Source organism: Loktanella atrilutea (assembly GCF_900128995.1).
Taxonomy (GTDB): Bacteria; Pseudomonadota; Alphaproteobacteria; order Rhodobacterales; family Rhodobacteraceae; genus Loktanella; species Loktanella atrilutea.
On sequence record NZ_FQUE01000002.1, the window covers coordinates 223,868 to 235,192 of the forward strand.

Genomic DNA, 11,325 nt, shown 5'->3' on the forward strand with positions numbered 1-11,325 from the left:
ACTTCTGACGGTTGACACGGGCGACGGTGCGTGGGCGTCCATAACACGCGAAGGACGGGTTGGTCACGGCAGGGAATGAACATCGAAAGATCTACCGTCGGGTCACCGAAAGCCGAAGGGATAATGGTCTGACGGCCCCCTGTCGATCAGAGATTGGATGAATTCCGGGCCCATACGGACCCCACACCCTTACGTCCTTCCACCGCAGCTGTCAGAGACATGTCGGTCTTCGTAGGACGCGATGTCATGCTCGATGGTGCAGAGGTTCTCGGCGCCGACGAGGATCAGCGGCATCGACATGGACGAGCGGCAGATCCGCAAGGGCGCTGTGGGTGCGATCCGCGAGGTGCATCCCTTCGACCCGGACGCCGGGAGGAAGTTGCGCCAACCGACTGAAAGCACCTTGCGATCCGGCGGCACACTGCTGGCGGTGGCGGATGGCAGCCGGCTTCTTGCCGCGATTAACCGGTTGGAGATCGCGATGATCGGCATCAATATGCGATGCGCGAAACTGCGGCGCATAGGCAACCGCAGCGTGATGATCCACGGGGACAACCCGCGGACGGCGGCTGCTATCGCGGCGGCGTCCGGTGTTAACGACTACCTTGCCGAAGCCACGCCAGAGGATGAATTGACGCTGATCCGCACTGGTCCTCGGCGGAACGGCGGCCCTGTCATGGCCGCCGCGGAGGTTGGATGAAGCGCGCCGTGGACCCGGCGTCCGACCGGTTGACGGGCTGGACAGCCTTCGCCGCCGTGAACCCCGTATCGCGCCGGGCGCTGTCGCGTCCGGCAACACCGTTAAATGTGAGGATGCACCAAGGGGGCACCTTCGGCAGATTGACCTGACTTACATCTCGGCGGGCGGCGCGGTGGGGCCCGAGCGGAGGTAGAGGATCACGGCCGAAAGGTCCTGATCCGTCATCTTCGCAAGGTAGGGATAGGGCATTGGCGGCAGCATCCGGTTCCCGTCGGGACGGATGCCGTGCTGGATCATGGCCGCGAGGTCCGCATCGGAATACTTGCCGATCCCGTCCTCGCCCGCGGTGATGTCCGGTGCAACGGACACGCCCCAGGGGCCCGCAAACTCCAGCCCGCCCTGCCCGTAGTGCCCGGCCAGATCGGGCACGCCCTCGACCGGGGTGGAGTGGCATTCGAAGCAATGCGAGATGGACGCGACGTAGCCACCCCATTCGGCCGTCTCACCCTCCGCCGGGGCCGAGACGGAGGTCAGCGGCGGGCCGTAGGCCGGCGGCAGGGGGATGTTGTAGACGCTCTTGCCCGGGTCGTTCTCGACCGCGTGAACGGTGCGCAGATAGGCCACGATCGATCCGAGGTCGTCGTCCGAGATGTGACGGTAGAGGCCGATCGGCATCGGTGGCCCGATGACGCTGCCGTCGGGGCGGATGCCTTCGCGGATCGCTTTCGCCAGTTCGTCGTCGGACCAGTCCGCAATGTCGCCCGCCGGCGTGATGTTGCTGGCGATAGCGGTGAAGCCCGGATTCTGGTCGACCAGCATCCCCGAAAGCTCTGCCCCCGGGATGGGTCCGTCCGCGCCCTGCGGCGTGTGACAGTTGCCGCAGCCCATCGGCCCTGTCACGAGATATTCGCCCCGTTCGACGGAGACATCGGCCATCGCCCCGGTCGCGGTCAGCCCGAGGATGGCTGCCTTCAAAACGTGTTTCATGTCGTTCCCCTTTCCGCGGCTCGTTTTGATGCACCGCTTGACGCAGGGTAATCCGCCATTGGCGGGAAAATCTGTCGCGTTCGCGACACGGGATTTGTCGCCCGATCTGTGACATCGATGCGATCATCGACGTACGCGCGAACGGAGCGCATTGCGACCTGATCCTCGGTCCAGGCAATGCCCGTGGAGAACCCTTCAGCGAATTGACCGTGATCTCTTATGACGAGATCACCGCCGCGAAAGCGGTGCATGACGTCGAGGACGAGGACAACTCGATCCATGCATTGCAAGCAGGATGGGCATCTTTCACGGTGCCTCTGGGCTGAAGGTCTTTCCCTTCCCGGTACCTTTCAGGCGTAGGTAGACTTCAACAGCCTCTGACAGGCTTAGATTTGCGGCTTAGACATCATGGTGTGGCGGGGTCCGTCCTGATCGATGTTGATCCCGCATCTTCAACAGATGCTTCCCAGGTAGTTCTGCATCCTGTGACCGCAGATGAAACCAATATTCATCAAGCTGACCAGCTGCTCGTACAGCCCTTGAAGCCGCAACTGACTTCGACCGGGTCCGCAGAGAATATGAAATCCCAGGCGATGTGTAGTGCTTCCGAAGAACGGCAGGGACACGCCTGTGAAAGTAGTAAATCCCGTCCTTCTGGAAGGTATGGGGGGGCAGAATTGCGCTCCGGCATGTACTACGGCTCCGGCTAAATTACGTTTAGCTGAAGCTTCTGAATGGCTTGGAGATATAAATGGTGCCCAGGGGCGGAATCGAACCACCGACACGAGGATTTTCAATCCACTGCTCTACCCCTGAGCTACCCGGGCACCGGGATGGCGTGAGCCATCGGGTAGCGGGGTTCTAGGTCAGGCGTGGCGGGGTGTCCAGAGGCTTTTCGCCGAAATCAGTGGGGTTTTTCGGGGTCGGGCCAGTCGCCGTCGTCGGCCTGTTCCTCGGGCGCCGCGGGGATCGCGTAGGACCCGGTCAGCCATTTCGCAAGGTCCACATCGGCGCAGCGGCGCGAGCAGAAGGGGCGGTATTTCGGGTCGGTGTCGCGATCGCAGATCGGGCAATTCATGTCGGCAGACCCTGCCACGGCAGACGCTCGCGCTTGCGCTGCAACTCGAACAGCCCCATCGTCGTCCAGCCGACCAGCGAGGTTTCCACCGCGTCGGCCTTGAAAGCAGCGCGCAGAGACTGCTCGACCTGCTTGCGGTGCGCCTTGGACATCGGCGCGAAGTCGACGGCGATCTGCCCGCCGAAGCCGCGCAGGCGCAGTGCGCGCGGCAGGACGCGGGCGGCGGCGAGGTTCACCTTCAGCGCTGCCGCCGGAGAGGTATCGCCGCCGGTGTTCACATCGACGGCGACCAGCGCGCGCGTCGCCTCGACATACATCGTGCCGTCGGACAGGGGGATGCGGGGTCGGGAAATATCGTCGATCTGATCCATGACGCCGAGCCGGTCGAACCCACCGGGTTCGGTCACGACATCGGCCGGGATGACCCATTCGCGCCAGGCCAGCGCGTGGGGGCCGTCGCCTTCGGTCAGCGCCTCGGGTTCGGTGCCCTGCGCTTCGGCCATGACCGTCGCGGCAAGGTCCTGCATGGCGACGATGTCCTCGGCGATCTCATCCTCTGTCGCATGGGCACATGAGGACCGCAGGATCAGGCCCATGCCATCCGCGTCGTCGAAGACGCCGTGGGCCACCGCCAGCAGCGCGTCGCGCTGGTCGTCGTCGGTGATCTGGCGGCTGACGTTCAGTCCCGGCTTGCCGGGGGTGACGATGGCATAGCGGCTCTTGAACAGGACGCGGTCTGTCACGGGCACGGCCTTGCCGTCTTCGGCGTAGCCGGTGACCTGCACCAGCATCGGCTGACCGGGACGCAGGCCCTTAGCGCTGCGCAGAAAGGCCGTGCCGCCCGCTGGCAGACGCAGCATCATCCCGCCCTGCCCCTTCAGCGGCCGGTCGCAGATGCCGCGAAAGATCGCGCCGGGCCGAGGTGCATCGGGTGTGTCGATCAGCAGATCGTCGAGTTGCCCGTCCACCAGCAGGGCGGCGGCCTCGATCCCGTTCAGATCGTCCAGGATGATGGTACGGCCCTTCATGCGGGACCTCCGTTCATATGATAGCCTGCGGCGGTCAGAAGCGTTGCGGTTTCGGCCAGCGGCAGGCCGACGACAGCAGTGAAGCTGCCGTTGATCCAGGGGATGAAGGCGCCGGCGGGGCCCTGAATGGCATAGCCCCCGGCCTTGCCCCGCCAGTCGCCGGACGCGATGTAGCCGTCGGTTTCCGCGTCGGACAGGCGCTTCATCATCACGACGGTCTGCACGTCGCGCGCCGTGACGCGGCCGTTCCGGCGCAGCGTGACGGCGGTGATGACCTTGTGGCGCCGTCCGGACAGCAGCGCGAGAAAGGCCCGCGCCTCGTCTTCGTTGGCAGGCTTGCCCATGATCCGCCGGCCCAGCGCCACCGTCGTATCGGCGCAGAGGACAATGGCATCGTCGGTGGCCGTCACCGCAGCGACCTTCTGGGCCGCGATCCGCTTGACGTAGTCGCGCGGCAGTTCGGCGGGCCTCACGCTCTCGTCGATGTCGGGCGGCAGGATGGCATCCGGCACAACGCCAATTTGCGCCAGCAGGTCCAGCCGCCGGGGCGACCCGGAGCCGAGGATCAGTTGCGGTCTGTCAGTCATGGTCTGCACCCGATGTTCGTGCCGGGTGTCGGTCGCGGTCTGCCGGATGCAAACCGCAGGCCCGCAAAGGCGCGACACCGCGCCCTTGATTACTTGAAGCGATAGTTGATCCGGCCCTTGGTCAGATCGTAGGGGGTCATCTCGACCTGCACCTTGTCGCCCGCGAGGACACGGATGCGGTTCTTGCGCATCTTGCCAGCCGTATGTGCGATGATCTCATGGCCGTTTTCCAACTCGACCCGGAATGTCGCATTCGGCAGCAGTTCCTTCACGACGCCCGGGAATTCGAGAAGTTCATCCTTGGCCATGTGGTCTCCTGTCTGGATTTGTGCCGCGTCGGATGCGGCTGCGGCGTGTAAATGCGCCTGATTGCCCGGATTTTCAAGTGCTAAAGAGGCGTGCCTTTAAAAGCCTTGTGGCGGCAGGACAAGAAGAAAAGGCGGAAAGGGCGAAAACCAAAGGCAGGTTTAGTAATCACGGATCGGTGAACCGATGTCGGAACGGTATCGGCCCCCGGCCCGTTGGCCCGGCACAACAGACCCCAACCGGAGAGTTCAATGACCCGCCAATTCCCACGCCTGCTTTTGACAACGGCCCTGTGCCTGCCCATCGCCACGGCGTCTTTCGCCCAGTCCGACGCCGCCTGCGAAGACCTTGGTGTCGCGCTGAACGACGGTCTGCCCGAAAACCTGTCCGGTGACGTGCAGCGCATCACCGATGTGCAGGCCGCCGGGGACCCCGCCGCCTGCGACGTGGAACTTGTGGCCATCAAGTCCGTGACGGAGGGGAGCGATCAGGCCAGCGATGAAGAGACGCTCGCCGAGACCGACCAACTGACGGTCAAGCTGCAGGACGAGATGACCGTGCAGGGCATGGTCTACTTGGATCGCCAGCCGGCAAACGTGGATATCGCGGGTGGCGACACCGAGGTGTCGGTGACGAGCGAACAGCCCGATGTGACCGTGACCGAAGGTCAGGCCAACATCGTCATCCGTCAGGCCGCCGCGAACGTGGTCGTCGAGATGCCGCAACCGACGATCCGCATCGAACAGCCCGCGCCTGAAGTCATCATCACGATGCCGGCGCCCGGCGTCGATGTCGCGAATGCCCGGCCGCAGGTCGAAGTGCGTCAGGCCAAGCCGACGGTCACCGTGACGCAGGCCGCGCCGAAGGTCGATCTGGAACTGGAGCGCGTGCCCGAGGGCGAAACCGCGTCGACGACCGTGACCGACCGCGCCAGCGGCAGCACCTATGCAGCCGGTGAAGCCGGAGAGTCGATGGCGATGGACGATGCGACCGTGAACATGCCGGAGGTCGAGCCAAAGGTCGTCTATCAGGACGGCGAAGCCAAGACGCCCACCGTCAACCGCGCCGAACCGACCGTCAGCTTCGAATCCGCCCAACCGAACGTGCAGGTCACGTCCATGGGTGAGCCGCAGATCGAAATGGTGCAGACCGGTGATCCCGTCGTGACCATCGAACAATCGGCGGATGCGTCCGACAGCACGCCGGCCGCCGCAGCCGACAGCACGGCCCCTGAGGCCGATGCCGATGCGCCCGAGTCCGACGCAGCTGCCGCTGAGGGCACGGAAGCGACGGATGCGGCTGCAGAGTCGCAGACCGAAGATCAGGCAGCGGCTGACACGCCGCCCGCCGACGTGGCGCCGATCTCTCAGGACGGTGCCGCGGCCATGGACAGTGCCGAAGGCGAAACCGCGACCGAGGCCGGTGACGCAGCCGACGCAGACGCGGCGACGGATACCGCTGCGGCAGACACCGCAACGGCCCCTGTCGTGACGCGTGACGGCTACACCGCGGTGCCGCTGGCCGATCTGCGGGCAGACACGCTGCAAGGCATGAAGGTCTATGGCGTCAACGACGAAGACGTTGGTGACGTCGGCACGGTGATCGAAACGGCCGAAGGTGCCGTGCAGGGTCTGGTCGTGGAAGTCGGCGGCTTCCTCGGTCTGGGCGAGCGCAAGATCGAAGTGCCTGTAGAGATGGTCTCTGTCTTGTCCGACGGCAACGGCGAGATGCGGGTCTATGTCGACGCGACCGAAGACCGGCTGAAGGACATGCCCGAATACGAGGGTTGATCTTCTCTCTTCCTGACGACGATGGCCGTCCCCTGTCGGGGCGGCCATTTTTGCGTGCGCCGATAGAGCAGTCAGTCCGATGTGACCGGCGGCCCGAACCGTTCCGTCAGCCGCGCGATGATCTGGTCGCGCGTCTGACGGTAGAGCGCCATGCGCGCCTCGCGCTGGTCGGCCATGCCGGTGGGGTCCAGCACCGGCCAGTATTCGACGTCGAGGTGGTAGAATTGGGTCAGGTCCAGCGCCCGCCGCTGGCTGGCAGGCGACAGGGCGAGGACGAGATCGAAGGACGACAGGTCGTCGCCCCACTGTTCCATCTCATCGAAGCTGCGGGACCGGTGGCGTTGCAGTTCCACCCCGATCTCGGCGCAGACCGCCACAGCGAAGCCGTCGATTTCCATGTCGTTGTTGACGCCGACGGACTGGATGTAGGCCCGGGTGCCGTAGAGCTTTTTCATGATGCCTTCGGCCATGGGCGAACGCACGGCATTATGGTCGCAGCAAAACAGGACGGATTGCGGCAGGGGTGCCGCGTGACCTGCCCCCTCATCCACCAAAATGCAGCACGCAGATCAGGGTGAAGAGGCGACGCGCGGTGTCGATATCGACGTCCGCCTTGCCGTCCAGCCGTTCCTGCAGGACGCGCGCGCCTTCGTTGTGGATGCCGCGCCGTGCCATATCGATGGTTTCGATCTGGCTGGGCGGCATGGTCTTGACCGCGTCGAAATAGCTTTCGCAGATCTGGAAATAATCTTTCACCACTTGCCGGAACGGACCCAGCGACAGATGAAAGGCCCCCGCATCGCCCAGTTCCGCATCGGTGATGTCGAAAACCAGCCTGCGTTCGCGAATCGACAGTTCCAACCGGTAGGGTCCGGGCGGCACCGCGCGGTCGGCACGCTGCGGCAGAACGAATGTATTATCCTCCAGCAGGTCGAAGATCGCGACCTTGCGTTCCTGCTCGATCTCCGGCGAGGGTGCGGGAAGCCCGGTATCGTCGAGCGCGATATGGACGATGCGCGTCACCCGCGGTTCAACCGGTCAAGGCGGGCCTGCACGCTGAGCCCGTGGGCCTCGAGGCTTTCCGAGCGTGCCAGCCGCGCCGCGGCGGGGCCGATGGCGGCCAGTGCGGCGGGTGTCATCCGGGCGAGTGTCGTGCGCTTGATGAAATCCATGACGGACAATCCACTGGAAAAGCGGGCCGACCGTGCCGTGGGCAGCACATGGTTCGGTCCCCCAATGTAGTCACCGATCGCCTCCGGCGTCCAGCCGCCGATGAAGATCGCGCCCGCGTGGGCGATGCGGCCGCTCAACGCTTCGGCATCCGCCACGCAGAGTTCGAGGTGTTCGGGTGCGATCCGGTCCGACAGGGCGACGGCGGTGTCGAGGTCGGGCACCGTAATGACGGCGCCGAAGTCCTGCCAGCTGGCGCCTGCGATGGCGCGCCGCTCCAGCGTCTGCAGGCGCGCATCCACCGCATCGGCGACGGAGCGACCAAAGGCGGCGTCGGTGGTGATCAGGATCGACTGGGCACTCTCGTCGTGTTCGGCCTGGCTCAGCAGGTCGAGGGCGATCCAGTCCGGATCGTTGTCGGCGTCGGCGATCACGAGGATTTCCGACGGGCCAGCGATCATGTCGATGCCGACCTTGCCGAAGACCCGCCGCTTGGCCGCCGCGACATAGGCGTTGCCGGGCCCGGTGATCTTGTCCACCGGCGCGATCGTTTCCGTTCCGTAGGCCAGCGCGGCGATCGCCTGCGCGCCGCCGACGCGATAGATCTCGTCCACGCCGGCGATCCGTGCCGCCAGCAGGACGAGCGGGTTCAGCACCCCGTCGGGACTGGGCACGACCATCGCGAGGCGTGCCACCCCAGCCACCTTCGCCGGGATCGCGTTCATCAGGACGGAAGAGGGATAGTTTGCAAGGCCGCCCGGCACGTAGAGCCCGGCTGCCGCCACTGGCGTCCAGCGCCACCCCAGCGTCGCACCGGCCTCGTCGGTCCACTGCTGGTCCTCCGGCATCTGGCGAGCGTGATAGGCGCGGATCCGTGCCGCCGCCAGTTCCAGCGCCGCCCGGTCTTCTGCCCCGACTTCGGCGCAGGCGGCATCGACGTCGGCGGTTGAGATGCGCAGGCGATCCGCCGTCAGCGTCAGACGGTCGAAACGCGCGGTCAGGTCGATCAGCGCGGCATCCCCGCGCGCCCGCACGTCGGCGATGATCCCCGCGACGGCGTCGTCGACGTCAGGACTGTCCTCGCGCTTGGCGCCCAAGAGCGCGCGGAACCTTGCTTCGAAATCCGCGTCACGCGCGTCCAGAAACTGTGGCATGTCGTATCCTTCGGGCCGGTGCGGGTCAGCCCTTCATGTGGCCAGATAAACTCCCGCCGGAGGCATAGAATCTTTTCGTGGACCGGCAATCAGTCCGGATGTCGCGGGGCCTTACGTGACGGTGCGACATAGGGCCGCGTCACGTCGCGCAGGATCACCTCCAGCGCCTCGACGCTGCAGGAAATCACGCCGTCCCCCGCCAGTGTCATCACCACCTCGCCCGTACCATCCTCGCCGGGGCGAAATTCCAGCGCCAGGAGCGACAGGATCGTGTCGGCATCGCCCTTGGGCACACCTTGCGACCGCACCGCCATCACGTCCTCGATCAGCAGCACCGCCTGCACCCGTTCGAAATCGCGACGACCCTGCGCCTTCGGCGCATCTTCCCAGCGGAACCGATTGAGCAGGATGGCAAAGCGCCGGTTCGCCGGGGTCCAGCGCATTTCCGAGGCAGGAAATACCGCATCCTGCGCCAGGGCCGAGATCACCTGCAGATCCTCCGCATCGCAGGCCATCAGGGCCAGCGGCCTGTCGACCCCGTCCTCGAAACGTGCATCTTCGGTCATGTGCCGCTCACCCGTTCGATCTGCGCGCCGACGGCGCCCAACTTGTCCTCGACATGCTCGTAACCGCGATCCAGATGGTAGACCCGGTTCACCACGGTCTCTCCCTCCGCCGCCAGCCCCGCAAGGATGAGCGAGACGCTGGCGCGCAGGTCCGTCGCCATCACCGGTGCGCCCTTCAGGGTTTCGACACCGTGCACCGTCGCATGCCCTCCGTGGACGTCGATCCGGGCGCCCATGCGCACCAGCTCGGGCGCGTGCATGAACCGGTTCTCGAAGATCTTCTCTTCCAGCACCGACGTTCCATCGGCCAGGCACAGCATTGCCATCATCTGCGCCTGCAGGTCCGTGGGAAAGCCCGGGAAGGGTTCGGTCACGACATCCACGGCGCGGGGCCGGTCGCCCCGCAGCTTTACCTTCAGACCCTTGTCGGTCTCGGTCACGTCGACGCCGGCGGCATCCAGTTTTTCGGCGAAGGCAGCGACAAGGTCCATCCGCCCGCCGAGACATTCCACCTCGCCGCCGCAGAACACCGGGGCCAGCATGTAAGTGCCCAGCTCGATCCGGTCGGTCACGACGGGGTGGGTCGCGGCGCCCAGCCGGTCAACCCCCTGCACGATGATGGTCGAAGTCCCCTCACCCTCGATCTGCGCCCCCATGCGACGCAGGCAATGGGCCAGATCGACGATTTCCGGCTCGCGGGCGGCGTTCTCGATCACCGTCGTGCCCTTTGCCAGCGTGGCCGCCATCAGCACGTTTTCGGTCGCACCGACGGAGGCGAAGCGCAGCGGCACCTTTGCCCCCTTCAGCCCGCCGGGGGCCTTGGCGTGCAGGTAGCCGTCACGCAGGTCGATCTGCGCGCCCATCGCCTCCAGCGCCGTGACGTGGATGTCCATGGGACGCGCGCCGATGGCGCAGCCGCCGGGCAGCGAGACGACGGCCTGATGGTGCCGTGCCAGCAGGGGACCGAGGACGAGGTTCGAGGCCCGCATCTTGCGCACGATCTCGTAGTCGGCGGTCGTCGAGGTCATGGCATGGCTCGACAGGACCTGCACCTTGCCGTTCTGCATCGACGTCACCTCGACCCCCAGCGACTGCAGCAGGGCGGTCATGGTCTTGATGTCCGACAGGCGCGGCGCGTTGGTCAGGGTCAGGGGGTCTTCGGACAGGAGGGTCGCCGGCATCAGCGCCAGCGCCGCGTTCTTGGCCCCGGCGATGGCAATCTGGCCGTGCAGGGCCTTGCCCCCCGTGACGACGATGGAATCCATGATGCGAAACTTTCCTGGCTGCGCCCGTTGGTCGGGGTGTTACCCCGCCAGCCGGGTGTCGTCCAGTCACAGGCGCCGGATCGTCCGGACGACCCGGCGGCTCTTGCGGTCAGTCCGACGCGTCCTCGGCCCTGCGGGCCTTCGCCTGCGCCTTGCGCTTGGCCATGTTTGCCTTCAGCGCCGCCTTCAGCCGCGCTTCGCGCAGTTCGGCCGCCGTCTGCGGGCGGGGGGCGGGGCTTTCTGGTTTTTCGGTCATCCCGCGTCCTACCATTTGCCGGAATTTCCGTCCAGAGAGGGCTTGCGCCCTGCAGAAAGGTCCGCTAATTCCCCGCCACGGATGCTGTGGTAGCTCAGTGGCAGAGCACACCCTTGGTAAGGGTGAGGTCGAGAGTTCAATCCTCTCTCACAGCACCATCCTTCATTGTTTCGAAGATGTTGAGCGCAACCTTTGGGTTGGAATGTTCTTGTCGTTACACAAGGACGGAACGCACATGGTTGCGAATGCCCGGACAAATGACCCGGGACCGGGCCATGTCGATTTCGGAGGACATGCTGACTACGACGGAAGCAGTGGCCGTGATGCTGTCAGGTACTTCCATCTAAGGGACTGAATTGACGTCAGAACCAGCTTCGCCCATCGCGATACCGGCTATTTGGCCGTGATCAGGAAAATACCCCGAGCGCTGCCGCTGAA

14 protein-coding genes and 2 tRNA genes are annotated in these 11,325 nt (G+C 65.3%); 3 read left to right on the forward strand and 13 right to left on the reverse strand.

What is annotated here, in order from left to right; all coding sequences use genetic code 11:
• The first annotated feature begins 298 nt into the window (after positions 1–298).
• On the forward strand, positions 299–700 hold the full coding sequence (locus BUA54_RS06305; protein ID WP_072856387.1) for a hypothetical protein: 402 nt from the start codon (positions 299–301) through the stop codon (positions 698–700).
• Between the two features lie 150 nt (positions 701–850).
• Here BUA54_RS06305 and BUA54_RS06310 read toward each other — a convergent pair whose 3' ends face one another.
• From BUA54_RS06310 to infA, 7 genes are all read right to left on the reverse strand, one after another.
• Positions 851–1,687 carry a c-type cytochrome gene (locus BUA54_RS06310; RefSeq protein ID WP_245810584.1) on the reverse strand — a complete coding sequence of 279 codons (837 nt, stop codon included), beginning with the start codon at positions 1,685–1,687 and terminating at the stop codon, positions 851–853.
• Between the two features lie 399 nt (positions 1,688–2,086).
• Positions 2,087–2,365 carry a DUF6538 domain-containing protein gene (locus tag BUA54_RS21870; protein ID WP_425434953.1) on the reverse strand — a complete coding sequence of 93 codons (279 nt, stop codon included), beginning with the start codon at positions 2,363–2,365 and terminating at the stop codon, positions 2,087–2,089.
• A 74-nt stretch (positions 2,366–2,439) separates the two neighbouring features.
• A tRNA-Phe gene (locus BUA54_RS06315) sits at positions 2,440–2,514 on the reverse strand.
• Positions 2,515–2,591: 77 nt separating this feature from the next.
• A complete protein-coding gene (locus BUA54_RS06320) occupies positions 2,592–2,765 on the reverse strand; it encodes a DNA gyrase inhibitor YacG (protein WP_072856388.1) in 174 nt (57 codons plus the stop codon).
• The gene (locus BUA54_RS06325) at positions 2,762–3,793 is read right to left on the reverse strand and encodes a ribonuclease E/G (protein WP_072856389.1); all 1,032 of its coding nucleotides are present in this window, start codon (positions 3,791–3,793) and stop codon (positions 2,762–2,764) included. The genes BUA54_RS06320 and BUA54_RS06325 overlap by 4 nt, the downstream gene beginning before the upstream one ends.
• On the reverse strand, positions 3,790–4,380 hold the full coding sequence (locus tag BUA54_RS06330) for a Maf family protein (protein ID WP_072856664.1): 591 nt from the start codon (positions 4,378–4,380) through the stop codon (positions 3,790–3,792). Before BUA54_RS06330 ends, BUA54_RS06325 begins: the two co-directional genes overlap by 4 nt.
• Before the next feature lie 89 nt (positions 4,381–4,469).
• Positions 4,470–4,688: a translation initiation factor IF-1 gene (infA, locus tag BUA54_RS06335; RefSeq protein WP_056038395.1), complete on the reverse strand. Its 219-nt coding sequence runs from the start codon at positions 4,686–4,688 to the stop codon at positions 4,470–4,472.
• A 249-nt stretch (positions 4,689–4,937) separates the two neighbouring features.
• Here infA and BUA54_RS06340 point away from each other — a divergent pair, with 249 nt between their 5' ends.
• Positions 4,938–6,476 (forward strand): PRC-barrel domain-containing protein, encoded by a 1,539-nt coding sequence (locus BUA54_RS06340; RefSeq protein ID WP_072856390.1) that lies wholly within the window; start codon positions 4,938–4,940, stop codon positions 6,474–6,476.
• A 71-nt stretch (positions 6,477–6,547) separates the two neighbouring features.
• Here BUA54_RS06340 and BUA54_RS06345 read toward each other — a convergent pair whose 3' ends face one another.
• The 6 genes from BUA54_RS06345 to BUA54_RS21190 all read right to left on the reverse strand — a co-directional run bounded on the left by BUA54_RS06345 (position 6,548) and on the right by BUA54_RS21190 (position 10,887).
• Positions 6,548–7,027, reverse strand: a complete 480-nt coding sequence (locus BUA54_RS06345; protein ID WP_072856391.1) for an arsenate-mycothiol transferase ArsC — start codon at positions 7,025–7,027, stop codon at positions 6,548–6,550.
• On the reverse strand, positions 7,020–7,499 hold the full coding sequence (locus tag BUA54_RS06350) for a UPF0262 family protein (RefSeq protein ID WP_072856392.1): 480 nt from the start codon (positions 7,497–7,499) through the stop codon (positions 7,020–7,022). The genes BUA54_RS06345 and BUA54_RS06350 overlap by 8 nt, the downstream gene beginning before the upstream one ends.
• The gene (gene hisD / locus BUA54_RS06355; protein WP_072856393.1) at positions 7,496–8,800 is read right to left on the reverse strand and encodes a histidinol dehydrogenase; all 1,305 of its coding nucleotides are present in this window, start codon (positions 8,798–8,800) and stop codon (positions 7,496–7,498) included. The genes BUA54_RS06350 and hisD overlap by 4 nt, the downstream gene beginning before the upstream one ends.
• Before the next feature lie 89 nt (positions 8,801–8,889).
• Positions 8,890–9,366, reverse strand: a complete 477-nt coding sequence (locus BUA54_RS06360) for a DUF2948 family protein (protein WP_072856394.1) — start codon at positions 9,364–9,366, stop codon at positions 8,890–8,892.
• A complete protein-coding gene (gene murA, locus BUA54_RS06365; RefSeq protein ID WP_072856395.1) occupies positions 9,363–10,631 on the reverse strand; it encodes a UDP-N-acetylglucosamine 1-carboxyvinyltransferase in 1,269 nt (422 codons plus the stop codon). The genes BUA54_RS06360 and murA overlap by 4 nt, the downstream gene beginning before the upstream one ends.
• 109 nt (positions 10,632–10,740) lie before the next feature.
• Complete coding sequence (locus BUA54_RS21190; protein ID WP_178352714.1) at positions 10,741–10,887, reverse strand: hypothetical protein; 147 nt, start codon at positions 10,885–10,887, stop codon at positions 10,741–10,743.
• An 83-nt stretch (positions 10,888–10,970) separates the two neighbouring features.
• Between BUA54_RS21190 and BUA54_RS06370 the strand changes: the two genes are divergently transcribed.
• A tRNA-Thr gene (locus BUA54_RS06370) sits at positions 10,971–11,045 on the forward strand.
• Positions 11,046–11,325 lie beyond the last annotated feature (280 nt).